The sequence below is a fragment of the Melittangium boletus DSM 14713 genome, from assembly GCF_002305855.1.
Lineage (GTDB): Bacteria > Myxococcota > Myxococcia > Myxococcales > Myxococcaceae > Cystobacter > Cystobacter boletus.
Genome location: NZ_CP022163.1, coordinates 2,624,956 through 2,650,984 on the forward strand (window position 1 = coordinate 2,624,956; position 26,029 = coordinate 2,650,984).

At 69.5% G+C, this 26,029-nt stretch carries 19 protein-coding genes; 8 read left to right on the plus strand and 11 right to left on the minus strand.

Going from position 1 to position 26,029, the window contains the following annotated elements:
• Positions 1-168: 168 nt before the first annotated feature.
• On the minus strand, positions 169-2,310 hold the full coding sequence (locus tag MEBOL_RS10895; protein ID WP_170115485.1) for a PAS domain-containing sensor histidine kinase: 2,142 nt from the start codon (positions 2,308-2,310) through the stop codon (positions 169-171).
• Between the two features lie 42 nt (positions 2,311-2,352).
• On the minus strand, positions 2,353-3,237 hold the full coding sequence (locus MEBOL_RS10900; protein WP_095977365.1) for a LysR substrate-binding domain-containing protein: 885 nt from the start codon (positions 3,235-3,237) through the stop codon (positions 2,353-2,355).
• A 249-nt stretch (positions 3,238-3,486) separates the two neighbouring features.
• On the opposite strand from MEBOL_RS10900, the gene MEBOL_RS10905 reads away from it, so the two are divergent.
• Positions 3,487-4,506 (plus strand): quercetin 2,3-dioxygenase, encoded by a 1,020-nt coding sequence (locus MEBOL_RS10905; protein WP_245919640.1) that lies wholly within the window; start codon positions 3,487-3,489, stop codon positions 4,504-4,506.
• A gap of 20 nt (positions 4,507-4,526) precedes the next feature.
• Here MEBOL_RS10905 and MEBOL_RS10910 read toward each other — a convergent pair whose 3' ends face one another.
• On the minus strand, positions 4,527-5,807 hold the full coding sequence (locus tag MEBOL_RS10910; RefSeq protein ID WP_095977367.1) for a TIGR04013 family B12-binding domain/radical SAM domain-containing protein: 1,281 nt from the start codon (positions 5,805-5,807) through the stop codon (positions 4,527-4,529).
• Between the two features lie 149 nt (positions 5,808-5,956).
• Between MEBOL_RS10910 and MEBOL_RS10915 the strand changes: the two genes are divergently transcribed.
• Together MEBOL_RS10915 and MEBOL_RS10920 are read left to right on the plus strand one after the other, a co-directional pair.
• On the plus strand, positions 5,957-6,412 hold the full coding sequence (locus MEBOL_RS10915) for a collagen-like protein (protein ID WP_095977368.1): 456 nt from the start codon (positions 5,957-5,959) through the stop codon (positions 6,410-6,412).
• A 115-nt stretch (positions 6,413-6,527) separates the two neighbouring features.
• Complete coding sequence (locus MEBOL_RS10920; protein WP_095977369.1) at positions 6,528-6,998, plus strand: hypothetical protein; 471 nt, start codon at positions 6,528-6,530, stop codon at positions 6,996-6,998.
• On the opposite strand, the gene mug is transcribed toward MEBOL_RS10920, so the two are convergent.
• Positions 6,995-7,570, minus strand: coding sequence for a G/U mismatch-specific DNA glycosylase (gene mug, locus MEBOL_RS10925; protein WP_281256651.1), 576 nt, complete (start codon positions 7,568-7,570; stop codon positions 6,995-6,997). The two genes, MEBOL_RS10920 and mug, sit on opposite strands and share 4 nt — an antisense overlap.
• Before the next feature lie 43 nt (positions 7,571-7,613).
• A complete protein-coding gene (locus tag MEBOL_RS10930; protein WP_095977370.1) occupies positions 7,614-8,603 on the minus strand; it encodes a polysaccharide lyase family 20 protein in 990 nt (329 codons plus the stop codon).
• 271 nt (positions 8,604-8,874) lie between these two features.
• Between MEBOL_RS10930 and MEBOL_RS10935 the strand changes: the two genes are divergently transcribed.
• Entirely contained in the window at positions 8,875-9,900 is a 1,026-nt protein-coding gene (locus MEBOL_RS10935) for an arginine N-succinyltransferase (RefSeq protein ID WP_095977371.1), read from the plus strand.
• Here MEBOL_RS10935 and MEBOL_RS10940 read toward each other — a convergent pair.
• A complete protein-coding gene (locus MEBOL_RS10940; protein ID WP_245919642.1) occupies positions 9,897-10,994 on the minus strand; it encodes a transglutaminase domain-containing protein in 1,098 nt (365 codons plus the stop codon). The genes MEBOL_RS10935 and MEBOL_RS10940 overlap by 4 nt on opposite strands.
• Between MEBOL_RS10940 and MEBOL_RS10945 the strand changes: the two genes are divergently transcribed.
• Positions 10,981-14,139 carry an ABC transporter substrate-binding protein gene (locus tag MEBOL_RS10945; protein ID WP_095977372.1) on the plus strand — a complete coding sequence of 1,053 codons (3,159 nt, stop codon included), beginning with the start codon at positions 10,981-10,983 and terminating at the stop codon, positions 14,137-14,139. The genes MEBOL_RS10940 and MEBOL_RS10945 overlap by 14 nt on opposite strands.
• A 19-nt stretch (positions 14,140-14,158) precedes the next feature.
• On the opposite strand, the gene MEBOL_RS10950 is transcribed toward MEBOL_RS10945, so the two are convergent.
• Genes MEBOL_RS10950 through MEBOL_RS10965 form a run of 4 tightly spaced genes read right to left on the minus strand, consistent with a single transcriptional unit; the run spans position 14,159 to position 16,773 of the window.
• Positions 14,159-14,773 (minus strand): DedA family protein, encoded by a 615-nt coding sequence (locus tag MEBOL_RS10950; protein ID WP_095977373.1) that lies wholly within the window; start codon positions 14,771-14,773, stop codon positions 14,159-14,161.
• Between the two features lie 15 nt (positions 14,774-14,788).
• On the minus strand, positions 14,789-15,862 hold the full coding sequence (locus MEBOL_RS10955) for a radical SAM protein (protein ID WP_095977374.1): 1,074 nt from the start codon (positions 15,860-15,862) through the stop codon (positions 14,789-14,791).
• Positions 15,859-16,098 carry an anti-sigma factor family protein gene (locus MEBOL_RS10960; RefSeq protein ID WP_095982705.1) on the minus strand — a complete coding sequence of 80 codons (240 nt, stop codon included), beginning with the start codon at positions 16,096-16,098 and terminating at the stop codon, positions 15,859-15,861. Before MEBOL_RS10960 ends, MEBOL_RS10955 begins: the two co-directional genes overlap by 4 nt.
• Positions 16,099-16,158: 60 nt before the next feature.
• Entirely contained in the window at positions 16,159-16,773 is a 615-nt protein-coding gene (locus MEBOL_RS10965) for an RNA polymerase sigma factor (RefSeq protein WP_095977375.1), read from the minus strand.
• A gap of 197 nt (positions 16,774-16,970) precedes the next feature.
• On the opposite strand from MEBOL_RS10965, the gene MEBOL_RS10970 reads away from it, so the two are divergent.
• Positions 16,971-18,518 carry a 4-alpha-glucanotransferase gene (locus MEBOL_RS10970; RefSeq protein ID WP_095982706.1) on the plus strand — a complete coding sequence of 516 codons (1,548 nt, stop codon included), beginning with the start codon at positions 16,971-16,973 and terminating at the stop codon, positions 18,516-18,518.
• A 59-nt stretch (positions 18,519-18,577) separates the two neighbouring features.
• On the opposite strand, the gene MEBOL_RS10975 is transcribed toward MEBOL_RS10970, so the two are convergent.
• On the minus strand, positions 18,578-18,904 hold the full coding sequence (locus tag MEBOL_RS10975) for a hypothetical protein (protein WP_095977376.1): 327 nt from the start codon (positions 18,902-18,904) through the stop codon (positions 18,578-18,580).
• Between the two features lie 154 nt (positions 18,905-19,058).
• Between MEBOL_RS10975 and MEBOL_RS10980 the strand changes: the two genes are divergently transcribed.
• Complete coding sequence (locus MEBOL_RS10980; RefSeq protein ID WP_095977377.1) at positions 19,059-21,293, plus strand: BamA/TamA family outer membrane protein; 2,235 nt, start codon at positions 19,059-19,061, stop codon at positions 21,291-21,293.
• On the plus strand, positions 21,290-26,026 hold the full coding sequence (locus MEBOL_RS10985; RefSeq protein ID WP_095977378.1) for a translocation/assembly module TamB domain-containing protein: 4,737 nt from the start codon (positions 21,290-21,292) through the stop codon (positions 26,024-26,026). Before MEBOL_RS10980 ends, MEBOL_RS10985 begins: the two co-directional genes overlap by 4 nt.
• Positions 26,027-26,029: the final 3 nt, after the last annotated feature.

Genomic DNA, 26,029 nt, shown 5'->3' on the forward strand with positions numbered 1-26,029 from the left:
ACGCCCCACCACGACGCCCGCCTCGGTTGGCTCATGGACACGCTCCCCGAGCGGGAAGGTCGCCACGACTCCCCGGCCTGACAAGAGGACGGACCCAAGCCCCCCCTCCACGCGGGTCGGAACAGGTTAAGCGTTCCCGCGACACAGGGCGTTGCCCCGGGCCCGCCGTCATAAGAGAGGGTCAGACGTTCGTCCCGCCGACGCGGGTGACCCATCACCAGACGCCGTGCCCGTGGGCCCGGATACCGGCAGCTCGACGATGAAGCGTGCCCCCTCGCCCACGGCGCTGCGCACATGGATGCGGCCCGTATGCGCCTCGACGATATGCTTGGCGATGTGCAGGCCCAGTCCCAGGCCGCTCACCTCGCTCGGAGTGACGAGCCGCTCGAAGCGCTCGAAGATTCGGTGCTGGTCCTTCGCGGCAATGCCCGGCCCTCGGTCCTCCACCTCGAGCAAGGCATGATCGCCCTGTCCCCGGGTGCTCACCTTGAGGGGCGCCCGGGGCGCGTATTTGAGGACGTTGGTCAGCAGGTTGGCGAGCACCTGCTCCAGCCGATCCCGGTCCCAGTGCCCCACCAGACCCGGCGTGAGCTGCAACTCCAGCGTGTGGCCCGCCTCGCTGAGCTGCTGCTCGAAGCGCTCCACCACGTCGCGCGTGAGCTCACTCAAGTCCACCGATTCCAGTTGCAGTTGCAGTCGGCCCGTGGCGATGCGCGAGATGTCCAGCATGTCGTCCACGAGCCGGCTGAGCCGGTCGATGGAGCGCTCCGTCTGCTCCACCAGCCGGGTGACACGCTCGGGCGCGAAAGCCGCCGGATCCTTCGCGAGGATGCGCTTGCGCATGTGCTGCGCGATCAGCTTCATGGTCGTGATGGGCGTGCGCAGCTCGTGTGAGGCGATGGACAGGAAGGTGTCTCGCGACGTGACGGCCTCCTGGGCCCGCTGGAAGAGCCGGGCGTTGTCCATCGCCACGGCGACCTGCGCCGCGAGCCCCGCCACCAGCCGCTCCTCGCGCGCGGTGAAGACGCCCGGCGTGGGGTGGCCGAAGAACAGCCCGCCAATCACCTCGCCCGAGCGTGAGGTCACCGGCACCGCGAGGTAGCTGCGCACCGGGAGGTGGCCCTCGGGCATTCCGTGGTGGGGCAGGTTGTGGCCGTAGCGCGGGTCTTTCGTGATGTCGTCGCTGCGGACGATGCCGTCACCCTTGAAGGTGGGCTCGAAGACGCGGGTCGAGCGCGGCATGGGGAACTTCGCGAAGGACTCACGCGGCACGCCACTGAGCGTGTAGAGCATGTACGACTGCCCCTGCTCGTTCAGCACATTGTAGAAGAAAGCGCCGAACGAGGCCCGGGTCAGCTGGGTCGCGGCGTCCGTCACGCCCTGCACCAGCCTCTCCAGCTTCAGCTCGGCGCCCAGCGTCTGGCCCGCGTGGTTGATGATCTCCAGGGTCTGCAGCGATTCGTTCTTCTCGATGAGCGTCTGGCGCAAGGACTCCTCGAGTTCGCGCTCGGCCGTGATGTCCCGCGTGACACCTTCGAAGCGCTGCGGCTGTCCCTTCGCGTCGTAGAAGACGCGGCCGGTGGTGTGCAACCAGCGAACTGGCGCGCCCTCGGAGGGAGATACCCGGAAGCGAAGGTCGTAGGACGCCTGCTCCTCGATCGCGCGCCGCGCCGCGCTCCACACCCGCGCCCGGTCCTCCGGATGGATGCGCTCGTGGAGCATGTCGTGGGTCACCTCGCCGTCCATGGGCAGGCCGTAATGCTCGCGGTACGTGGTGTTGCAGGTGAAGGCGCCGTGCGGCAGGTCGCGATACCAGAGGCCAAGGCCCGCCGCGGCGACCACCTGCTCGAAGCGACTCTTCTGGGTCTTCTGCTCGTCGATGAGGGTCAGCGTTCCCGCCATTCGCGAGGGCTCACCCGTATTCGCGTCGTCGTAGGCGCGGCCGACCGCCTGCACCCAGTGGATGCCGCCGTCGGGCCACACCACCCGGTACTCGAGCTGGAAGGAGGAGTGTGCGCGCACGCTCGCCTCCACATGCTCCACGAGGCGCGCCCGGTCCTCCGGATGCACGAGTTGGAGGAAATCGTGGCGGAAGCTTCCCTGAAAGCCGTCGGGCCCCAGAGCGAAAATCCGCTTGCAGCGCTCGTCCAGGAACAGCGTGTCCGAGGAGATTTCCCACGCCCACGTTCCCAGGCTCGCGGCCTCCAGCGCGAGCGACAGCCGCTGCTCGCTCTCCTCGAGGCGCCGAAGTGTGAGCCTGAGTTCGTCGTCGGTGGGCGGGGGCACATCATGGGGAAGGCGATCGGCCATGAGAGCGAGATGACCGACCCCAGAACCCCCGTCAACCCTCAGTTACCCGGACAGGCCGCGAACGACTTCCAGGAAGATCCGCACGGCGGGCGCCTGATCGTCTCGGCGGTACGCGACCGACAGCTCCATCCGCCGGGCCACGCCGGTGAGCGGGCGATAAGCGACTTCTCCGCCGATGTGGAGCGACACGAGGGAGGCGGGAACCAGGGCGATGCCGAGGCCCGCCGCCACCAGGCTGATGACCGCCGGGATGTTGGAGACGCGATAGCGAACACGTGGGACCGTGTCCCCAATGCTCTGCAGGGCGGGCAACCCCTGCTCGTCCTTGGAGCCCGTGTAGTCGACGAAGGACTCCTCTTTCAGCAACTGCACGGGGACGCTGTCGCGTGCGGCCAGGGGGTGCTCGGGGGGGAGGGCGACCATCAAGGGCCAGGTCTCCACCCGCACCGTGGCCAGTTCCGGCGGGATGGGCAGGGAGGGCGCCGTGAGGAATCCCACCTGGAGGCGGCGTTCGAGCAGGGCCTCGAGCTGGTCGAACGGGTGCAACTCCTGGAGCAGCAGCTCGACATCCGGCGCCCGCTTGCGGAAGCCCTTGAGCGTCCGGGCCAGCACGCCCGAGTAGGCGGCATTGACGGAGTAGCCAAGCCCGATGCGCCCCAGTTCCCCCTGACCCGCGCGCCGCGCGACCCGGGCCGCCCGCTCCGCCTGCTCCAGCGTCCGGCGCGCCTCCTCGAGGAAGAGCCGGCCCGCCTCGGTGAGCGCGACATGGCGCCGGGTTCGCTCCAACAGCCGGGTCCCCAGCTCCTCCTCCAGCGACTTGATCTGCATGCTCAGCGCGGGCTGAACGATCCGCAGCCGCTCGGCGGCGCGCGCGAAGTGCAGCTCTTCGGCCACGGCGACGAAGTAGCGAAGGTGGCGCAGCTCCATTCATCACTCCCGATGATTAAAAGTGGCACTCTAATCGATTGGACTTCTCAATTCATCCCCCCCATCTTCATCGCACCCTGGGGAGTCCTCCCCCGGAAACACGCAGGCGGAATCCACATGAGACAGGCATTGAGCAGGAGGCTGGCGCGTGGCGCGGTGGCACTCGGGTTATGCGCCCTGGGTTTGGGCCCGAGCGCCCGAGCGGCGGAGACGTCCAGGCAAGACACTGGCCTCGATATCCAGAAGGTCGTGCCCGAGGGAAAACTGCCAGGCCAGGTCGTGCCGTACTTCATCCGCAATGGGGAAGGTGAGCGCTATCTGGTGGGCGGGCTGGTCGCGAGCCTCATCGCGCGGGGAGCGGACACGGGAGAGCTGTTCGAGGCCGCCGTCCTCACGGGAGGCCGGGACGCGAATCTGCCGCTGCACACCCATGCGCGAACGCACGAGGCGATCTTCGTGCTCGACGGCGAGGTCGAGCTCTGGCTTGGACAGAATCACTACCAGATGATTCGTGGCGATTACGCGAGCATTCCGGAGGGAACCCCGCATGCCTTCACGATGCGTGGCCACCGCACTCAACTCATCTCCTGGAGCACGGGAGGCGAGATGGCGCCGCTCTATCAGACGCTCGGCCAACCCTACGCGGGCTATGTGCAGCCCCCGGAGGCCAGGCCCGCGATCGCCAAGGAGCTCTTGAAGCAGGCGGAGGCCCGGGCCGACGTCCATTTCGAGACCAAGACGCCAGGCAAGCGCGCTCCCCAACGCGTGCGCAACGGCGAGGTTCCCGACAAGAAGGTCCCCTACGTTCTCGCCTCCGGGGAGGGCCAGCGGCTGGTGGCGGGAGAGCAGCTCTTCTCGTTCCTGGGAGATCAACAGACGAGCGGCGGCAAGTTCCTCGTCGTCATGAACGAGGGCCCCGCTGGAGACATGATCCCCACGCACTACCATGAGAAGCACACCGAGACGTTCTTCTGTCTGGATGGCTCCATGACGATGCGGGTCAATCACGAGACCTTGACGATGGCTCCGGGCGACTTCGTCCACGCCCCCGCCCGCACCCTCCACGCCTACCAGCTCAACAGCCACTACACGCGCATGATTGGCTTTCTGACCCCGGGGCTCTTCGAGTCCTTCTTCCGGACGCTCGGAGACCCCTACGCGGGCCACGTGTACCCACAAACGCCACCGCCCTTCCGCTTCGACCGGGTACTCTCGAAGCTGAACGAGCTGGACTTGAAGCTCGTCCAGCCGCCCGCGCCCGCGAAGTGATCCGGTGTCACCGTCTGGGCTCAGCGCCGGGGCTGGCGCCGCGTGGCGATGCCCTTGGCCAACTGCACCTGTTGCTTCCAATGGCCATACAGCCGCCCCTGTGAAGCCAACCGGTCCAGTTCCCTCCGGGTTTCGTCATCCACCGAGCCCGGCGGCGCATCCCGATAGGGCGTTCCGGGCAGCGGCATGAACGTGTGCCCGTGCACCTTCGCCCCGAGGTCCGCCAGACGCCTCATCAACGCCAGGGTCGCCTGGACGTCCTCGGGGCTCTCGTCCGGCAGGCCGAGGATGAAGTCCACGTTGGGAACGAAGCCCCACTCCACCGCGAGGCTCGCCGCCCGCACCACCGTCTCCACGTCGTGGCCCCGGTGCGTCTGCTGGAGGATGCGCTCGCTGCCGGACTGGCCTCCGATGATGAGGTTGTCGTTGTCCACGTAGCGCTTGAGCAGCGCCAGCGCCTCGGGCGTCACGTGCTCGGGCCGAACCTCCGAGGGGAATGTCCCGTAGAACACCCGGCCCTCGGGTCCGGCCGTCTCCCTCACCGCGGCGAGCATCCGCTCCAGTGCCTCCAGGTTCATCGTCTCATCCTGGGTGCCATAGGACATGGACGTGGGCGTGATGAAGCGCACGTCCCGCTTGCCCGCCTCGCGCATCACCCGCACCCAGTGCGTGATGTTCTCCACGCTCCGGTGCCGGAAGCGCGCCTTGTTCAAGAAGGGCGTCTGGCAGAAGCGGCATGCGTAGATGCAGCCCCGGGTGATCTCGATCGCTCCGAACTTCGCGTTCTTCGCCGCGAAGGGCGGGTACTTGTCCAACATCACGCCCTCGCCCCGGCCCTGGGACACCATGCGCCCGTCCACCAGCCGCGACCAGCCCCGCGTCGTCCGAGGCTCCTCGCCCCGCGTCATCCGGCCAAGCAGATCCAACAAGACGGCCTCGCCCTCGCCCACCGCCACCAGGTCGAAGCCCGCACGGAGCGTCTGCTCCGTCTCCGCCGTGGCGTGCACCCCGCCCGCGAGGCACAACACCTCGCGGCCCTCCAGCCGCTCGCGCAACCACGCCAGTTCCTCGGCCGCCGCGGGGAAGCTCGCCGAGTAGAACGACCAGGCCACCGCCACCTGGTAGCCCGCGTCGAGGCACTCGCGCACCGAGGCCAGCAGGGACTCACGGTCCCGGGGAAAGCGCAGGGCCACGTGCTGGCCCACCTCGTCCGACTCCACCGCTCCGGCGAGGACGGTGAGCGCGTATTTGCCCGGGTACTGGTAGCTGAGGACGAGCGCGACCTTGTTCGAGGAAGCCATCACCTGAAAGGCTAACACGTTCGCGGGATGCGCCCGAGCACGGCCACGGTGGCACACCGCTCCCCTCCGCGCCATACCCCAAGAGGAGTACAGATCTTCCGAGGACGGGACGCCTAGGGTGCGCGCGCCTCAACCCCTCGGGAGTTCCCATGCGTCTCACGCCCCTCGTCCTGATGTCCCTCCTCGCCACCGCTTGCGGCCCGGGTGAAACCGGCCCCGCGGGCCCCGCCGGACCCCAAGGCCCTCAGGGCGAAACGGGCGCCACGCTGAACAAGACCTACGTGTGCACCGGAACGGCCAACAACGGCACGGCGAATGTCGCCCTCATCCATACCGTTTACACCTTCTCGGACGGAAGCGTGACTGCGACCTGCAACGTCGCGGATGGAGCCCTCTGGGTGACGGGCATCAACATGTGGCGAGGTGGCCAGCCCGAGGCGGCCGGGGCCCAGTGCATCCTCGCGGCGGACATCGATAGCACCAAGAACGGCGGGATCTGGACGATGGAGACCAACACCCAGCGCACGTCCAGTTCAGCCACCTACCGCAACACGGGAAGCCCTCTGGACGGCCGCGTCTTCGCCCTGACCTGCACCGCCAGCTGACGAGCTCGCGCGCGTAGGCCAGAAGAGCCCAGCCCGCGCCATCCCCCTTTGGAGGAATCGAGCAACGGAAACGAAGTGTCTAGGGTGTTTCCCGTCCAGCCCTTCGGGAGCAGCCATGCGATTCACTTCCTTCCTCGTCCCCTTCCTCCTCACCGCCTGGGTTCTCGATGCACCCAGTCCCATGGGCATTTCGGGCCCCCCTGGTCCTCCGGGCCCGCCCGGTCCTCCCGGACCGTCAGGCGCCACGCCGGCCCAGACCTACCTGTGCGTCGGCAATGCCAACAACGGCTCGGAGAACTTCGCCCTCCAGCACCGCGTCTATTTCATGTCGGATGGAAGCATGACGAGCACCTGCACCGTCCTCCTGTCCTCGAACGGAGTGATGGGCCTCAACCTGTTCCGGAAGGACCAGGACGGAGCGGCCCAGGGCAGATGCCTCGTGTATGCGAACATCGATGATGTTCGGGCCGCGGGGCGCTGGATGATGGAGATCCACCCGCAGCGGACGACTGGCACGGCCACCTATTACAACTCCGCGAGTGCGCCGAACGGCCGAGCCTTTGCTCTGGTCTGTGGCGAAACCTAACCGTCCGACTCCGCCGCCAGGCGGAAGGCGCGGAACAACCGCGCCAGGTCCTCCGGGCGGTAGTGTGCGTTGAGTCCACTCGGATTGGGGAGAACCCAGACACGCGCGCCCCCGAGCGGTTCGGGCTGAGGCCCCAGCACCGCCCTGGGCTTCTGGAAGGCCGTGCGCCATGCGCCAATGCCGAGCACCGCGAGGTAGCGCGGCTGGTAGCGCCGCACCTTCGCCTCCAGTTGGCGTCCGCCCTCGGCGTACTCCGCGGCCGTCAGCGTGTCCGCCGACACCGAGGCCCGCTCCACCACGTTGGTGATGCCACAGCCCCGCGCGAGCAATTCCTCCTGCTCATAGGGCGTGAGCAGGCGTTCCGTGAAACCCGAGGCATACAGCGCCGGCCAGAAGCGGTTGCCCGGCCGGGCGAAATGGTGACGCACCACGGCCGAGTACACGCTCGGGTTGATGCCGCAGAAGAGCACCTTCAAGCCGGGCGCGATGACATCTGGCATCTTCGCGCCCACCGCGGCGAGCAGTTCCTCTTTCGTGGGCGGGGATCTGGGGTTCGACTTCGGGCGTCGCACTCCACCACACTACCTCTCCCGTCCACCGGGCGCCACCGCCAGGCTACCCGCGCCGCGAGCGGCGCAGCAGGCCTCCGAGCCCCAGCAAGGCCAGCACTCCGAGCGACCCACCCGCGCTGGAGCACCCCACCTCGTGGGAGATGGTCTCGAAGGACGGTGGGACGGCGGAGCCAGTCTCCGGGAGGGAGGGAGTGGGCGACGTGGAATCCACGGGCGGGCCCTCCTCGGACGGAACACCCGCGTCGGGCTCGGGCGTCCCCGCGTCGGGCTCGGGCGTGCCAGCATCCGCGGGAGGAGTGGGCTCGACGGGCGTGGGCTCGACGGGCGTGGGCTCGACGGGCCGCACGTCCTCCCACTGCGTCGCCTGGGTGAAACCATCGTGGTACACGACGCCCACGGGCTGCACGGTGTCGCTGCGGTACAGGCCGAGCTTCAGGTAGATGCCGTCGTTCGGGTACATCGTGGCGTGCTTGAGCTTGGACAGCACGAGCTTGCCGTTGTGCCACAGCTCCACGAAGCCCGTGGACGCGCTCGAGGACCACTTCACGTGGAAGATGAAGTCCTGCCACTCCCCGCGCACCAGCTTCGTCTTCCACGGCGTGGTGGTGTTGGTGAGCGTGAGGCGGATCTCCTCGCCCTTGACGAAGAACTCCACGGGCGGTGAGCCACAGCAGCCCTCGTGGTGCCACTGGGTGAAGACCTGCCAGGTATTCACGCTCGGGAAGTCCGGCGCGAACATCACCTGCCAGCGGTAGTAATACTCCGAGCCCTCCTTCTCCTTGCTCAGGTAGACGAGCTCGTTGCGATTGCCGCTGGAGTTGATGGGGTTGTCCCCCTGGCGCACCGTGGCCTTGAGCGCGTAGCGGCCCTGGGTGACAGGGTTTTGAACCACCTGGAGCCGGTCCGCGCTCACCCGCTGGGTGCTCGAGTACTGCCCGATGCCACCGGTTTCGAAGTCCCCCCTCCACACAACACCCGCCCACGACAGCCCTGGCAGCAGCACGGTGAGCAATGAAAGCAGGAGTCTTCTCAAAGGCGCTCCATCGTGGAGGTTTGACCGCCAACGGCGAAGCGCACGCTCTCACGTTCATGTTTTATTTCAAGCGGCTGTCATTTCTTCTCCCTTGACAATAGAGCAGACAGACGAACAAGCGCCCGGGTTACCGGAAGACAACAAGACGAGGAAACCGACGCGGCGCGTCGCTCGCCAGGACGGTGAGCGCGGCTGACTGCCCCCCCGGGTGGTGTAAGGTGCTCCTCCCTGTCAGCGGACTCCCCGTCGGAGGGGGGGACGCAGGTGCCCCATGCTCGTCTTGCGCGATGTCCAGAAGACCGACCTGCCCGGCCTGAAGCGGCTCGCCGCGGTGCTCAACACCGTCAACCTGCCCAACAACGAGGAAACGCTCGAGGCCATCATCGACAAGTCCGTGAAGAGCTTCTCGGACAAGGTGAAGAACCCCTTCGAGCGGGAGTACCTCTTCGTCCTCGAGGACGTGCGCAACGAGCTCATCATCGGCACGTCGATGATCATCGCGCAGCATGGCACCTACGAGGCGCCGCACATCTACTACGACGTGTCCGAGCGCGAGCACTACTCGGCCAGCATCGGCCGGCACTTCCGGCACAAGGTGCTCTCCATCGGCTACAACTACGAGGGCCCCACGGAGATTGGCGGCCTCGTGGTGGACCCGCCCCACCGCGCCACCGCGGACAAGCCCGGCAAGCAGCTGTCCTACGCGCGCTTCCTCTTCATGGCCATGCACAAGCGGCTCTTCCGCCCGCGGGTGCTCGCCGAGCTGCTGCCGCCGCTCATGCCCGACGGGCGCAGCCTCTTGTGGGAGGCGTGCGGCAAGAAGTTCACCGGGCTGGACTACCAGGAGGCGGACCGCCTGAGCCGGCAGAACAAGGAGTTCATCAAGGAGCTCTTCCCGGCCTCGGACGTCTACGCGTCGCTCTTTCCCGAGCGCGTGCAGAAGGTGCTCGGCGAGGTGGGCCCCAACACCCAGGGCGTGCAGCGGATGCTCGAGCGCATCGGCTTCCGCTACGTGGAGCGCATCGATCCGTTCGACGGGGGCCCCCACTTCGAGGCCAACCTGGCCGACATCACGCTCGTGCGCCGCTACCGCTCGGTGAAGCTGGCCGCGGAGGACTTCGACATGGAGGGCGATGACGTGCTCGTCGGCTACGAGCGCGATTCGGGCCGCAATCGCTTCCGCGCGGTGCGGACGACGGCGCGGCTGGACGACAAGACGGCCTACCTGCCCGCGCGCGCCAAGGAGATGCTGCAGGCCCCCGTGGGTGCCCGGCTGTCCGTCATCCCCTTCGACTAGCGGGCGCGCACCACGCGGTGCTCGCCGCGCAGGAGCGCGAGCCAGCGCTCCCCGGCCTCCACCGCCGGAGCACCGGGCTCGGCCAGGGCGAGCGGCAGGTGCGTCCCCGGGAGGACCGGATCCAACGACGTCGGGTCGAGGTCCAACGTCCCCCCGCCCGCGAGCCCCACACGCACCCAGGCATGCGGACGGGCCGGGCCCGCGTCCACGGCGAGCAGTCCCTGCACCAACGCCACGCGCTGGCCTCGCGCCGCCGCCCGGGCCGCGAAGCGCGCCGCGTGGGCCAGACACGCGCCGCCCTCGCCCTCGCCCGTGTCGCTCCAATCCGCCGCCCCCGGCGCCTTCTCCGCGAACGCCGCATGGACCTCCGCCGCGAGCGCCCGCGCCTCGTCCGCCCGCCAGTCCGTCACCCACGAGGGGCGCCGCACGACGGGCCACGGGGGCGCGAAGCCCAGCGCTCCCCGGGTGCCCTCCACGGGAACGCCTTCCACGAAGAGGTCCGGCGGAGGCCTCAGCCGCGTCCCCGCGGCCACCCCGGTGAAGCGCGACTCGCCGACCTCCAGTCCCTGAAGCCGGCCCCGCGCGTCGTAGCGCGCCGTGAAGGGCTGACCGAGCATCGTGCCCTCCACGGCGCCGTCCCGGACGGCGGTGACACAATGAGGCCCCTCGCGTCCGGACAGCTCCTCGCGGCCCGTGACACATCCGGGAGCGGGCGGCCCCCGCCACAGCCACCACGACTGGGGCACGCTCGCCCGGCCTTCCACGTGCCCGTCTGGCGTCAGCACCAGGGCCACTTCCCGGGTGCGCTGCCCCACATGCCCAGAGCGCGTGTGCACGTGACGCGATGTATAGGTGAAGCGCCGGGCTCCGGGCGCGAAGGCCAGGGTGACGGTGCCCAGGGGAATGCCCTTCCAGGAGAAGACGAAGCGCGCCTCCTCGGAGACAGAAGGAGCGGAGGGGGCGCCAGCCCTCGCGGGCAGGGAGAGCAGGAGCGCGGAGAGCAGGGGGGCCTGGAGGCCCCGGAGAGCACGGTTGAGGAACCGGGCGACGATGCGAGGTACGGTGTGGCTTCGGTCTCCCATGGGCGCCAACAAGTACCTTCTCTCCTTCGTCATCGTCGCCTCGCTCGTGTTGTCCCTCGTGCTGGGCGGACTGCTCCACCTCGTCGCCGCGCAACCCCTGAATGGGGCCAGCTGGGGCGTGTTGTTGCTCGGCCCGCCCGGAGTGGTGTTCGGCACAAGCTACCTGTTCTGGTTCCTCTGGGCGAGGGACCGCATCCGCGAGCGCGCCGGCCTGCTCGCGCGGCTCGCCGAGGGAGACCTGACCAACGGCGCCTACTACAGCGGCACGCGCGAGCAACGCGAGGCGCACCGGCTGCTCTTCTCCCTGCGCCGCGCGCTCGGCCAGGTGCAGCGCGTGACGGGCAACGTGCGCCGCACCTGCCAGGAGGTGTCCGACGAGGTGCGGGTGCTGCTCGAGGCCGCGCACCGGCAGGGCGGCGCGGTGGAGCGCTCGCAGCAGTCCGTGGTGAGCATGGGCCACAGCCTGCAGGCCGCGGGCAAGCGCGTGGCGCAGTTGGAGACCTTCGCCCAGGAGACCAACGGCTCGCTCACGGACATGTCGGACCGGCTCGGACAGGTGGCCGAGGCGCTGCTCGCGCTGGATGACTTCTCGCACCGCACCACGCAGCAGGTGCAGTCCATGAGCGAGCGGCTGCACCACATCGCCTCCTCGGGTGATGAGCTCGCGCGCTTCGCGAGCGAGGCCGAGGCCTTCGTGCAACTGGTGCTGACGGGCATCGACGCCGTGCGCCACCGCGCCTCGGAGACCAACCAGCTCGCCCACGCGGTGACGGCCACGGCCGAGCACGGCGCGGTGCTCGTCAACGACTGCGTGCAGGGCATGTACCGGGTGGAGGAGACGGTGCGCAAGACGGCGGAGCTGGTGGACTCGCTCGGCGTGCGCTCCACCCAGATTGGCCGCATCGTGGACGTCATCCAGGAGATCGCCGATCAGACGAACCTGCTCGCGCTCAACGCCGCCATCATCGCGGCGCAAGCGGGTGAGCAGGGCCGGCCCTTCGGCGTGGTGGCGGACGAGATTCGCAGCCTCGCCGAGCGCACCGCGCGCTCCACGCGGGAGATCGCCACCATGGTGGGGGGCATCCGCCGCGAGGTGGGCACGGCCGTGTCGCTGGTGAAGGAGGGCCGCGAGCAGGCGGGCACGGGCGTGCAGTTGGGCGACCGGGCGGCGGAAGCGCTGCGGGAAATCCGCGCCATCACCCAGCGCACCTTCTCCGCGGTGGAGGCCACGGTGGCCGAGACGAAGCGGCTGGAGGCCCAGGGCTCCACGGTGGTGGAGGCGAGCCGCCGGGTGGCCCGGCGCGTGGACGACGTGACCCGGGCGGCCATCGAGCAGGCGGGCCACGGGCGGGAGCTGGTGCACCAGACGCTGCAGATGGCGAAGCTCGCGCAGGAGGCCTCGCAGAAGGCGGAGGGCCAGGCACGCACCGGACGGGACTTGTCGGGCGCGGTGGTGCGGCTGAGCACCGCCATCGAGGAGATCCGCGCGGCGCACGGCGTGCTCATGCGCGGGGACGCGGCCATTGGCGACGAAGTGGCCCAGGTGCGCCAGGACGCGCTCCAGGTGCTGCGCATCGGCGACGGCTTGAGCCGCTCGGTGGAGCAGCTCGCGCTCGAGGCGCAGAGCCTCGACGGCGAGGTGTTCCGCTTCCGGCTACCGGCCCCGAACGCGGGAGGCACGCTGCGCGCGGGCATCCACCAGGCGGCCTTCATCCGGACCGTGACCGGGTTGGATCCCCTCTTCTCCATGGAGAATCAAATCCTGGAGATGAGCTCGTGCGTCTTCTCCAGTCTGTTGCGGCTGGAGGATGGCGTGCTCGTGCCGGACCTGGCCGAGCGCTGGGAGGCGGACCCCTCCGCGCGCCGCTACCGCTTCCACCTGCGCTCGGGTGTCACCTTCCACGATGGCACGCCCCTCACGGCGCGCGACGTGAAGCGTCACTTCGAGCGGCTGTTGGACCCCGCGCTGAAATCGCCGGACCGGGGGCTGCTGGAGGACGTGGAGGGAGCCCGGGCGTACCTCGGAGGCCAGTCGCGCGAGGTGACGGGCATCGAGGCCGTGGACAACCTGACGCTGGAGATCCGGCTCGAGGAGCCCAAGGCCTTCTTCCTCCAGTTGATGGCCTTGCCGGGCACGGCGGTGGCGCGCTTCGACGCGCGGGGGCAGCCCGTGGGCACCGGCCCCTTCCGGCTGGTGGACTTCGGCACGGAGCGCATCACGATGGAGCGCAACCCCAGCTACTGGCGCCGGGGCCAGCCGCTGTTGGATCGGCTCGAGTTCCACCTGATGGAATCGCGCGAGCAGAGCGTGACCGCGCTGCGCCAGGGCACGGTGGACATGGTGTCGCACCTGTTCATCCGGCAGGTGGAATCCCTGGAGCAGGACGGGCACCAGGTGGTCACCAGCACCACGCCCTCCACGGCGTTCCTCGGCTTCAACCTGCGCGAGGCTCCTTATAATGATGTGCGCGTGCGCAAGGCGATCCGCGCGGGCCTGGACGTCCAGTCGCTGGTGAACGGCTTCCACAAGGGCGCGCGCGTGGCGCGGACGCTGACGCCCCCGGAGTTGCTGGACGAAGAGGGGTCGTCACCCGAGTTCCCGCTCGACATCGCCCAGGCGGAACGGCTGCTGCGCGAGGCCGGCGTGCGGACGCTCCCGCTCACGCTCTACCACCCCCAGGGCCGCGACACCTCGGCCGAGGACGCCCTGCTCTTCCGGCCCCTGGTGGAAGCACGGCTCGTGGAGTTGCGGCACGTGGAGCTGCGCGCCGAGGACTACGCCGAGCGGCGCCGCGACGGGACGCTCGCCGCCTTCCGCGTGAGCTGGATCGCCGACTACCCGGACCCGGACAACTTCCTCTACTTCCACCTGCACTCCAAGGCGCAGCTGCTCTACTCCCTGGGCTACCAGAACGCGGAGTTCGACCGGCTCACGGTGGAGGCGCGCGTCACCGTCGATCCGCAGAAGCGCAAGCGGCTCTACCGGCTCGCCGAGCGCATCGCCTTCGAGGACTGCCCCGTCGTCCCGCTCTTCCACAACCGCATGCACACGGCGGCCAACGCCCAGGTGCAGGGCCTGCGGCTGCAACAGACGCCCCCCCAGGTGCGCTTCGAGCACCTGTGGATGGACACGCCCGAGCCGCCCGCCGGGCGCTGACGGCGACAGACGCCCGGGGCTACGTGGCGGGAGTCCCGCGCTTGATGAGCGCGCGGATCGCCACCAGCCCCAGGGCAATGCACACCAGGAGGACGGAGGCCCGCTGGTAGCGGTGCATCAACGACTCGAGCCGATCCAGGTTGCCGCCCACCGTCACCCCGAGCGCGAGCACCAGGGCCGTGTGCGCCATGGCCGACAGCGTCCCGAAGAACAGCGCGTTGATGCGGGGCATGTGCGCCGCGCCCGCCGCCACGAAGATGAGCCCGCGGATGCCCGGCAGGAAGCGGTTGATCATCAGCAGCCAGGGGCCCCGCTGACGCATCCGCGCCTGCAACGCCTCCAGCCGCGCATGGGTGATGCCGAAGAAGGGCTTGCCGGGATGCCGCTCGAAGCGGTCCCCCAGCCAATGCCCCACCTGGTAGTTGATGAAGGCCCCGAGCACGCTGCCCGCCACCACCACGCCGAACATCAGCGGCCAGGGATGGTCGCCGCGCACCGCGAACACGCCCCCCAGCAGGGTGATGGTGTCTCCCGGAAACGGCGGCACCACGTACTCCAGCGCCGCCGCCACGAAGAACACCGCCAGACCCCACAGTCCCAGCTGCGCGATGAACTGGTCCAGGAACTCCACCATCGAGGGGTCTCCGGGCTAGTGGGGGCCGAGGGTCGCGGGCGGCGGGAGGACCACGCCACCGTATTGGGAGGCCTCCAGCGTGCCACACGCCGCGCCAATCTCCTTGCCACCCGAGTAGCGCCGGGCGATGGGCGCCCCCAGGATTTGCAGATGGTCGCGGAACGCCTTGAGCTCCTCGGCCGAGGGAGGCAGGTACTTGCCCGTGGGGTCCGTCACGTCGATGAGGTCCACCTTGATGGGGATGCCCTCGAAGAGCCGCTGGAGCGCCACCGCGTCCTCGCGCCCCGTGTTGAAGCCGCTGATGGCCACGTAGGCGAGCATCGCCCGCTCGCGCCGCACCGTGGCGTACTCGCGGATGGCGTCCACCAGCTCCGGCAGCGGGTGCGCCTTCTCGATGGGCAACACCTGGAGGCGCTTTTCCGGAATGGCGCTCGTCACCGAGAAGGCCAGCCGGTAGGGGTGCCCCTCGCTCGTGTAGCGCCGGATGGCGGGCACCAGGCCCGCGGTGGAGAAGGTGATGGAGGGGCCCGCGATGGCGAAGCCCGCCGGGTGGGAGAGGATCCGCGCGGCGCGCAGCGTCTCGTTGTAGTTGAGCAGGGGCTCGCCCATGCCCATGAACACCACGCCCCGGACGGGCCGGTCCGCCTCGGCGCGGATCTGCAGCACCTGATCCAATATCTCCCAGGTGCGCAGGTTGCGCTGGAAGCCGAGCTTGCCCGTCATGCAGAAGTCGCACGCGAGCGCGCAGCCCACCTGGCTGGAGATGCACACCACGTACTTGTGGTCGAAGATGGGGATGCGGACGGCCTCCACCCGACCACCCAGCGGCGAGGCGAAGAGGTACTTCACGAAGCCGTCCTCCGCCTGGCGCCGCTCCACCACCTGCAGCCGGCTCATCTCGGCGTTCTGGCGCAGGAAGTCCGCGACGCGCTTGGGCACCTGGGGCGCCTGGCAGACCTCCTCCACGGTGGAGGCCCCATGGGCGAACACGGCGGCGAAGACCTTGCGCACCGCCACGGGCGAGGGGGCGACAGGCGCCAGGGCTTCCTGGAGTTCGGGCAGCGACAGCGTCTTGAGATGGAATTTCACGAGGCGGATTTGATGCGCGAGCGCAGGTACTCGGTGAGCTTCGCGGAGACTTCCTTGGGCATCTTCTCGGCGAGCGCCTTGCGGCACAACTCCGGCGTCGCCCGGTAGGTGCGAAGGAAGTCCACGCAGGGAGTACAGCCCGCCAGATGTTCTCGCAGGTGCTGCCGCTCCTCGGGCGACATCTCCCCGTCGAGCAGGTTCTGCAGCAGGTTGATGGCGTCTTTACACGTGTACATCCGAACCTCGGCCGTGGCCTTCTCCGTCATTCACGAAGATGCCCCGCCCCCTGATGGGTTTCACCCGCTCGCATGACCCTGATTGTAGAACCGGTCGATGGCTTCGCGAAGGGCGAGTCGCGCCCGATGCAACCGGCTCTTGATGGCGGGAATGGAATTCCCCGTCACCTCGGCGATCTGTTCGTAACTGAGCCCTTCGACGTCTTTCAAGAGAAAGACCTCCCGGTACCCCTCGGGCAGCCGGCCCGTCGCCTCCTGGATGGCATGCCCCAATTCCGCGTCCAGGATGCGCCCTTCCGCGTCCCGGCTCCAATCCCGGGTGGGATAGACGGACAGGCTCCCCCGCTCGGTGAACTCCGGACCTTGGAGCTCTCCCTCGGCCGCCTGCACCACGCGCCGGTGGCGCAGCCGCATGAGCGCGTTGTTGGCCGCGATGCGGTGCACCCACGAGCCAAAGGCGGCATCCCCCCGGAATTCCTTGAGGTGCTGGTAGGCGGAGAGGAAGGTGTCCTGGGTAATCTCCGCGGCGTCCGCCTCCGAGCGGGTCATCCGCAGGGCCAGGCCGTACACCTTGTCGCGATGGGCCTCCACCAGGGCCTCGAAGGCACTGATGTCGCCCCCCTGGGCGCGGTCCACCATCTGGCGGTCCTCTTCCTTGATGGCCTCGTCGGACATGTGGGGGCGCACCCTCCCAGTCTGGCCCCTGGCCGTCAAGCGGACTCGCGGCGCCCGCGACCGGGGGTCGGCTCACATGTTGACTGCCCCGTACCCGAAGATGTGTTCTCTGGTGGAGATCGAGAAGCGCCTGGAACCCAAGTCCAGTAGCCAGGACAGTTCACAGCACGGGGCGCGTGGTGCATTGTGCGCCCACCATGGCATCCACCGGCCGCATCTCCGGCCTCCTGCTCCCTCTCTTCTCCGTCCGCTCGAAGAACGACTTTGGTATCGGCGACTTCGGCGGGCTCAATGGCCTCTTCCGTTGGATGGAGGCGGCGCGTCAGCGGATGTTGATGCTGCTGCCGCTCCTGCCCACCGCCCCGGGAGACCCCAGCCCCTACGCCACGCGTTCGGCGTTCGGCCTCAACACCCTCTTCATCGACCTGGGCGCGCTGCCCGAGTTCCACGCCACGGGGGGCGAAGCGGCGCTCTCCGACGAAGAGCGGCGCATGCTGGCCGAGGCGCGCGCCGCCCCCCGCGTGCGCTATGACCTGGTCTTCAAGCTCAAGGGCGCCGCCTTCCGCCGGGCCTTCGAGCACTTCGAGCGCACCCAGTGGCCCCAGGGCGAGCGCGCCCAGGCCTTCAGCGCCTGGAGGAAGCAGCAGGGGGAGTGGCTGGAGAGCTACGCGCTCTACACCGCCATCTCCGACGAGCGCAACCACACGGCCTGGTGGGAGTGGCCCGAGCCCTTGAGGAACCGCGAGCCCCAGGCCCTCCAGGCGGAAGGGGCGCGGCTCGAGCGCCAGGTGCGCTACCACGCCTGGCTGCAGTGGGTGGCCGAGACGCAGTGGAACGCGGTGCGCGCCCAGGCCAAGGAGCGCGGCGTGCTGCTGTGCGGCGACGAGCCCTTCATCATCGGCCAGGACAGCTCGGACGTGTGGGCGCACCGGGACATCCTGCGCCGCGACGCGCGCCTGGGCGTGCCTCCGGACGACTTCTCCGCCACGGGCCAGGACTGGGGCCTGCCCTACTTCGACTTCGCGGAGATGGCCAAGGGCGACTACGGCTGGCTCAAGTCGCGCGCCACCAAGGCCGCCAGCTACTACGACCTGCGCCGGGTGGACCACGCGGTGGGCTACTTCCGCCAGTGGATCCGCGACGAGAAGACGCCCACGGGCCGCTTCGTCCCCGACAACGAGGAGGCCTGGAGGCGCCAGGGCGAGCACCACTTCCGCCTCCTGTCCGAGGGCGCCGGCATCGTGGCCGAGGACCTGGGCGTGGTTCCTCCCTTCGTGCGCGCCATCCTCAAGGACCTGGGGCTGCCCGGCTACCGGGTGATGCGCTGGGAGCGCGATGACGGGGTGTACCGCGATCCGCACGCCTTTCCGGCCGTGTCGCTCGCCACCACCGGCACCCACGACACCGAGCCCGTGGCCGACTGGTGGGAGGCCGCCAACGACGCGGAGCGCCACGGCATGGCCCGCGTCTACCCCGAGTTCCAGGGCGTCCACGTCACGCGCGAGTTCACCCCCGAGGTGCACCGCGCCACGCTCGCCTCCACGCTCAACTCGGGCAGCGACCTGTGCGTGCTGCCCTGGCAGGACGTGCTCGGCACCAAGGACCGTATCAACCTGCCGGGCTCCATCGGCGACGCCAACTGGGGCTACCGCATCGCCCAGAACACCGAGGACCTGCTGTCCGACGAGAAGACGCGCGAGGCCGCCCAGAAGCTGGGCCTGCTCACCGCCTCGGCCGGCCGCTGACGTCCCCTCTCGAGGCCGGGTCCCTCCTCCTCACGGGAGCGGGCCCGGCACCCGGAGCGCTAGTCCCTCGGCTCGATGCATTTCACCTGGCCGGGGAAGCCGTCGAAGATGGCGCACCGCTGGCCCTCCTGCTCGCACTCGAGCCGCTCGCACACATCCAGGGTGAGGCACAGCGCCGGCGAGCGGCCGTACTCGAAGAAGACCTGCAGGCACGCCTCATCCGCGTAGGTGCAGCCAAAGGTCGTGCAGCTCTGCAACCCGCCCCGGGCTGGGTCGCCCAACGTCACGCCCTCCTTGAGCCGCACCGCCTCGTCCTGGCTCACCCCACAGGCGGTGAGCCCCACGAGCGCCACCGCTCCCAGCAATCCCCTCGTTCGCCATGGCATACGACCCGAGACTCTGGAGCAGCCGCGTCCGGGATGCACGTCTTCCCCCCTGCCCCCCCTTCAAAATGTCCTCCAAGCGTCGCTCAATGGGTTTGACGGGAGCCCTCGCGAGGACGGGGCTTCCCTCTGGCGACTTCCAGACTATGTACTCGGTGTGGACGTCGCCTTCCTTTCGCCCTCCCGCCGATTGCTTCCCCTCCTCGCCCTGGTGGCCGTGACGGCCGGGTGCGCCCACAAGCAGGGCGCCCAGGTGCCGGATCAGCCCAAGGTGGTCGAGCTCGACCTCAAGGGCACGGAGCAGGTCAAGGCCTCCGACATCAAGGAGAAGATCCTCACCACCCAGACGCCCTGGTGGGTACGGCTCAACCCCTTTGGCGAGCCGAGCTATTTCGACCCGAACACCTGGCAGGCGGACCTCAAGCGCATCGTCCGCTACTACCAGGCGCAGGGCTTCTACGGCGCCCGGATCGAATCCTCCCAACAGGAGCCCCGGGGCGAGGACGCCGTGGCGCTGGAAGTGGTGGTGCACGAGGGCGCGCCCACGCTCGTCACCACCGTGAACGTGACGGGCCTGGACGAACTGCCCCAGGCGCACCGGAACAAGGCCCTGGACGGGCTGCCCCTCACGCAGGGCGCTCCCTTCCGCGAGGAGCAGTGGGCGGGCACGAAGGAGCAGATCCAGGCGCGCCTGCACGAGCTGGGCTACGCCGAGGCGGAGGTGGGCGGCGAGGTGGAGGTGGACCTGGCCAGCCAGGGAGCGACGGTGAACATCCGGGCCCTCCCGGGGCCGCGCTACCGCTTCGGCAACATCTTCGTGGCCACCGACGCCAACCCCCAGGTGAACCCCCGGCGCATCATCGAGCAGGCCCAGGGCTCGGTGCGCAAGGGCGAGTGGTTCAGCGAATCCGCCCTGTCCGATGCCCAGGCGCGCGTCTTCCGCATGGGCGTCTTCGGCGCGGTGAAGGTCAACCGCGGCGCGCCGGACCGGGAGGCCCGCACGGTGCCGGTGGTGGTGGACGTGCGCGAGGCGCCCTTCCGCTCGGTGCGCGCGGGCGGCGGTATCGGTCTGGACGCGGCCCGGCAGGAAATCCGCGTGCTCGGCGAGTGGACGCACCGCAACTTCTTCGGCGGCCTGCGCAAGCTCACCCTCACCAGCCGGGTGGGCTACGCCTTCATCCCCAACATCACCGCCGCGTTCGACCGGATCGACACGGACGGGGATGGCGTGAACGACGCGCCCAACCTCACCACGCCCCACGGGCCCGTCTTCCAGTTCTCCGCCCAGTTCGAGCAGCCGCGCTTCCTCGCGCGAGACCTGCGGCTGCAGACGTCCCTCACCGCGGAGCGGGGCCTGGAGCAGGCCTACAACTACATCGGCGGACGGGCGCGCGCCGGTGTCGTCTGGCAACCCCGGCCGGACCTGTCCTTGTCTCCCACCTACAACCTGGAGCTCTACCGGCTCAAGGGCCAGCGCGGCAGCGTGGACCAGTCCACCGCCCCCGCGCTCGTGCTGGGCTGCAAGGACAGCAGCAGCACGGACACGTGCAACATCTCCGTGAGCTTCCTGGAGCAGTTCATCGAGCTCAACCGCCGGGATGATCCGCTCGCGCCCACCCGCGGCTTCTACGCCTCGCTGTCCTTCCAGGAAGGCGGGAAGTTCCTCGGGGGAGACTACGACTTCGTGCGCATCCTGCCGGACGTGCGCGGCTACTACACCTTCGGCCCCCGGGATCGCTTCACGCTCGCGGCGCGGCTGCGCCTGGGCACGCTCCTCACCTCCGTCGAGAATGGCGTGCGCACCGACAGCGCCATCGTCAACCGCTTCTTCGCGGGCGGCGGCGCCTCCATGCGCGGCTTCAACAGCCGCCGGCTGTCCCCCATGAACGTCCTCAACCTGGACGCCGAACAGCCCTCGGACCGGGTCGTCCCCGTGGGCGGCAACAGCCTGGTGGAAACCAGCGTGGAGTTGCGCGTCAAACTGTTCTCGGAGCTGTCGCTCGCGGCCTTCCATGACTCGGGGTTGACCGGCAACGGGGCCCTCACCTTCGGCCCCCGCCAGGACGATGTCCTCAAGGAGAGCGGCCGCGTCTTCGGGGACTACCACTACCAGGCCGTGGGTCTCGGCCTGCGCTACATCACCATCGTCGGGCCCATCCGCCTGGACGTGGCCCGGAGGTTGAATATCGGCAAGCCGCTGCCCATCTTGACCAGCACCCCCGGCCAGACGACCACCATCGGTGGATTGGGTGACTGTTTTGGACTGGGAGTGAAGAAACAAACCATCACGGGCCCGGATGGCGCGCCCAGGACCGTCAACGTGGAGAGGGAGTACGCGGGAGCCCCCGAGGGCCTTTGCACCTTCTTCCTCTCGATTGGAGAGGCGTTTTGACCACTCCCACTCCTCCTTCCAGACCCCAGCGACGCTGGGGGCGTCGGCTCCTCTGGGGCCTGGCGGGCCTCGTGGGGCTCGTACTCCTGCTCCTCGTGGGAGCACTCGTCTACTTGATGAGTCCCCCCGGGGAGGCCCGGCTGCGGGACTTCGCCGTGGCCCAGGCCAACCAGCTCCTGGTCGGCCATGTGGAAATCGCCGGACTGTCGCTGAGCCCACGCACCCTCGTGCTCACCGGGGTGACGCTGGATGACCCCGAGGGCGAGCGGGTCGCCGAGCTGGCGCGCGTGGAGGTGAACCTCTCCCTCCTGCCCCTGTTGCGACAGCATGTGGTGCTGCGCTCCGCGCTCCTGGAGCAGCCCCGGCTCACGCTCCGCCAGGACGCGCGGGGCCTCAACCTCTCGCGCGCCATTGAACTGCGCGAGCCCTCGCCTCCCGAGCCCGAGGATCCCAACGCGCCGCGCGGCAAGCTGCGCTTCACCCTGGAGTCGCTGCGGCTCGCGGGCGGCGCCGTGTCCTATGTCACGGTGACCCCGGACAGCGCCCCGCCCAACGGCAACCCGGAGGTGCGCCTGGAATCGCTGGACGCCACGGGCTCGGCGTCCTGGGCGGCCGCCACCGAGGCCCTGACCGCGAAGCTCGACGCCACCGCGCGCCTGGACAAGCCCCAGCAAGGCCCGGTGCGCCTGACGCTGTCGGCCCAGGGCGAGGAAGGCAAGCTGGGCGGCCAGGTGGACTTCGATGCGCCCGGACTCGTGCTCCAGGCCAGCGGAGGCATGGAGGGCGAGGGGCAGTACCACGCCGACGTGAAGCGCCTCACCCTCGCGCCGTCCCTGGGCCGCGCCGTCCTCCCCTCCTACCCCGTGGCCACGCCCGTCACGCTGGCGGGCACCGTGGCCATGGCGGGAGACCTGGTGCGGGTGGACCTCAACGCCCAGGCCGCGGACGGCACGCTCACGGCCCAGGGCGCGCTGGACATCGACAAGCTCACCACGGACGGCTTCACCGCCCGCCTGCGCGGACTGGACCTGGCGAAGCTGCTGGGCGGTGGCCCCGCCGCCACGCTCGCGGCGGACCTGAGCGTGAAGGGCGGCGGCAAGAGCCTGGACACGCTCGATGGCCAGCTGGATTTCTCCATGCCCGCCTCGCCCATCGCGGGCCAGACGCTCGGGCCCGTGGAGATGCACGTGGACGCCCGACAGGGCCGCTTCACGCTCGCCCGGCTCCAGGCGCTCGCGCCCGGCGTCACCCTCACCGCCCAGGGCGTGGCCACCCAGAAGGACGTCGACCTCAAGGGCCAGCTCGTGGCCGCCAACCTGGGCACCTTCGCCAACACCGTGGGCCGGCTGGGCAGCGGCGAGCCCCTGCCCCTGTCGGGCCACGGCGCCCTGGGCTTCAACGTGTCCGGCCCCCCGCGCGCGCCCTCCGTGAGCCTCGTGGGCGGCTTCGACACGTTCGCCTGGGCGGACACGTCCGTGAAGGCCCTCACGGTGGACGTGCGCGTGCCGGACGTCACCCAACCGCTCATCACCGACGCCAAGATCCGCGCGAGCCAGCTCCACGCCGGCGGCCGCGACTACCAGAACCTGGCCGCCACGCTCGCCACCCAGGGCCGCAAGCTCGACCTGTCCCTCACCACCGAGGGCGATGAGGACCTGGCGCTCGCGCTCGCGGGCGTCGTGGACAAGGACCACCAAGGACTCGCGCTGGACGCCTTCACCCTGCGCTACCCCGAGGAGGGCTGGACGCTCCAGGCGCCCACGCACGTGTCCTGGGGCAAGACCGTGGAGGTGAAACCCGCGCTCACCCTCACCTCGGGCGAGCAGTTGCTGTCGCTCGCCCTGAAGATGGAGGGCGAGCGCATCCAGGCGAACTCGGAGCTGCGCGCCTTCGATCTCTCCCGGCTGCCCAAGGCCTTCCTGCCCGCGGACTTCGACGTGGCGGGCCTGTTGTCCGGCAAGGTGACGGTGAACGGACGCACGTCCCAGCCCGACGCCCAGGCCCAGCTCACCCTGCGCGGCGGCCGCTACCAGCAATACGAGGACCTGTCCTTCGACCTGGACGGCCGCTACGTGCGCGACCACGCCACGGGCCACTTCTCCGCGAACGCTCCCGCCTTCCGCGTCTCCAGCCGCTTCGACATGCCGGTGCAGGGGCTGATGCGCCAGCGCCGCGAGCCCGTGGACCTGGAGCTGACAGTGGAGCACCTGGACCTGGGCCCCGCGCTGCGCATGGCCCAGCAGCCCGAGACCGTCACCGGCCAGATGACGGGTACCCTGACGCTCAAGGGCACGGCGAATGATCCGCGCCTCCAGCTCGCGCTCAAGGGCAAGGACCTGCGCTACTGGGGCGTCACCGCCGACCAGGCCGCCCCCGTCGTCATCGCCCCCGGCGCCCTGCCTCCCGAGATGCTGGGCAAGCCGCTCGGCTTCGAGCTGATGGCGAACTCCGATGACCAGGATGGCTCGCTCAGCGCCACCTTGAAGCTCGACGGCATCGCCCAGACGGCCACCGCCACCCTCGCCACGCCCTTCAACCTGGGCCGGCTGATGGCGAAGCCCCCCACCGCGGCACAGGTGCTGGACACGCCCATGCGCGCCTTCGACGCGGAGATCTCCGAGATGCCGCTCACCCTGCTGTCCCAGTTCGGGCTGGCCACCGAGGCGGGAGGCACCCTGTCCATGAAGACGCACCTCACCGGCCCGCTGCTCGCCCCCGTGGGGCAGCTCGAGATGACGGCCCAGCAGGCCACGGTGAACGGCGTGCCGCCCATCGACGGCAATCTCTCCGTCGTCACCAGCCCCTCCGACGTGAAGGTGCAGCTGCTCGCCAAGAGGAACGGCACCCTGCTCGCGCAGATGGACGCGCGGGTGAACGCCTCGCTCGCGGCGCTGCAGGACCAGGACGTGGTGGGCCAGGTGCCCTTCACCCTCACCGCCAAGGCCGGCCCCATCTCCCAGCGCGAGATGGAAGGCCTCGCCAGCGTGTCTCCCCAGGCCGGGGTGCTCGCCCGCTGCCGCGACGGCGAGCGGCGCGAGGAGCCCGCCAACGCCACGCCCCAGAACGTCGTCGCCCTGAGCCTGCGCGCGCGCGGCACCCTGGACAATCCCCAGGTGGACCTCACCGCCGGGGTGCAGAACATCGGCGTGGAGCAGATGGGGCTCGGCCACGCGAGCGTGCACTACACCTATGCCTCCGCGAAGTCCGCCTTCGAGGCCCTGCTCACCTCGCCCAAGGGCGGCACGCTCATGGCACGCGGCAGCGCGAAACAGGACTTGTCCCTGCCCGCGTTGCGCAAGGGCCTGGACATGAACCGCATCCCCATCGAGGTGCAGCTGGACTCGCACCAGTTCGACCTGTCCTTCCTGTCCGGCTCCCAGTTGCCCATGGTGCGCACCCTCGGCGGCGAGCTGGTCATGGAGAAGTTCCGCGTGGATGGCACCATCGGCTCGCCCGTCATCAAGGGCCGCCTGGAGTGGAACCAGGGCCGCCTCGCCCTGGAGGGACTGGGCGACTACCACGACGTGCACGTGGCCCTGCGCGTGAACGATCAGCGCATGGAGCTCGTCGACTTCTCCGCGAAGAGCGGCGGCGGAGACCTCCAGCTCAAGGCCCGGGGAGACCGGACCGCGTCCGGCGCGTACACCCTGAGCGGCGAGGGCCACCTGAACGACTTCCCGCTCGTGCTGGACGACCAGCTCTTCGCCATCCTGCAGCTGCGCACCCAGTTCGAGGGGGAAGTCTCCAAGTCCACGCAGTTCGTCAACGTGAAGAACCTCGTCATTCCCGAGGCCCACGTGAAACTGCCCGACGCCAAGCGCAAGGATTTGCAGGCGCTCGATCGCCCCGAGGGCATCGTGCTCACCTGCGCGGGCCAGCCGCTCCGCCCGCCCAAGAACAAGCCGGCCCCGGTGGCCACCCCGGACGGCAACACCCCGGACAGCGCCACGGGCGGCGCGGGCCCCACCCGGCCGGACGAGTCGGTGCGCCGCATCCGCATCACCCTCAACGCCCCGCGCAACCTCTGGGTGCAGGGCGCGGACGTGAACGTGGAGCTCGGCCTGTCGGAGAACTTCTACGTGGAGACCGCCGAGGCCACCGCCATCAACGGCAACGTGCTCGTGAAGCGCGGTGACGTGGAAGTGCTCGGCCGGCGCTTCAACATCCAGAACTCCAGCCAGGTGCGCTTCACGGGTCCGCCCGCCGCGCCCTACATCAACGCCACCGCCGAGTACAACAACGAGAGCGCGGGCGTGAAGGTGTACGTGGCCGTGCGCGGCCAGGGCAAGGACTTCACCATCAAGCCCACGAGCGATCCGCCGCTGCCGGAGACGGACATCTATACGCTGCTGGCCACGGGCCGGCGCACCCTCAAGGCGGGCTCGGGCGCGTCCATGAACCAGAGCCAGGTGGCGTCGGTGCTGGGCTCGGTGCTGGCCTCGCAGGCCAAGAAAGCGCTGGCGGCGAAGCTGCCGCTGGACGTGCTCACCATCGAGTCCGGAGACGAGGGCCTGGCGGGCGCGCGGCTGGAGGTGGGCAAGTACCTCACGGACAAGCTCTACCTCGGCTACAGCGGCCGCCTGGGCGCACCCCAGAGCCAGGCCAGCACCCGGCGCGAGAACGCCAACTCCGTGCGGCTGGAGTACCAGTTCGGCCCGCGCTGGGGCGTGGAAGCCCAGTACGGCGACGCGCAGGTGGGCGGCGCGGACTTCATCTGGAGCAACGAGTACTGAGGC

Bases quoted from the DNA above. Each gene is read 5' to 3' on its own strand.
- MEBOL_RS10895 (WP_170115485.1), bottom strand. From the start codon at position 2,310: ATGGCCGATCGCCTTCCCCATGATGTGCCCCCGCCCACCGACGACGAA.
- MEBOL_RS10900 (WP_095977365.1), bottom strand. From the start codon at position 3,237: ATGGAGCTGCGCCACCTTCGCTACTTCGTCGCCGTGGCCGAAGAGCTG.
- MEBOL_RS10910 (WP_095977367.1), bottom strand. From the start codon at position 5,807: ATGGCTTCCTCGAACAAGGTCGCGCTCGTCCTCAGCTACCAGTACCCG.
- MEBOL_RS10915 (WP_095977368.1), top strand. From the start codon at position 5,957: ATGCGTCTCACGCCCCTCGTCCTGATGTCCCTCCTCGCCACCGCTTGC.
- MEBOL_RS10920 (WP_095977369.1), top strand. From the start codon at position 6,528: ATGCGATTCACTTCCTTCCTCGTCCCCTTCCTCCTCACCGCCTGGGTT.
- MEBOL_RS10935 (WP_095977371.1), top strand. From the start codon at position 8,875: ATGCTCGTCTTGCGCGATGTCCAGAAGACCGACCTGCCCGGCCTGAAG.
- MEBOL_RS10945 (WP_095977372.1), top strand. From the start codon at position 10,981: ATGGGCGCCAACAAGTACCTTCTCTCCTTCGTCATCGTCGCCTCGCTC.
- MEBOL_RS10950 (WP_095977373.1), bottom strand. From the start codon at position 14,773: ATGGTGGAGTTCCTGGACCAGTTCATCGCGCAGCTGGGACTGTGGGGT.
- MEBOL_RS10960 (WP_095982705.1), bottom strand. From the start codon at position 16,098: ATGTACACGTGTAAAGACGCCATCAACCTGCTGCAGAACCTGCTCGAC.
- MEBOL_RS10965 (WP_095977375.1), bottom strand. From the start codon at position 16,773: ATGTCCGACGAGGCCATCAAGGAAGAGGACCGCCAGATGGTGGACCGC.
- MEBOL_RS10970 (WP_095982706.1), top strand. From the start codon at position 16,971: ATGGCATCCACCGGCCGCATCTCCGGCCTCCTGCTCCCTCTCTTCTCC.
- MEBOL_RS10975 (WP_095977376.1), bottom strand. From the start codon at position 18,904: ATGCCATGGCGAACGAGGGGATTGCTGGGAGCGGTGGCGCTCGTGGGG.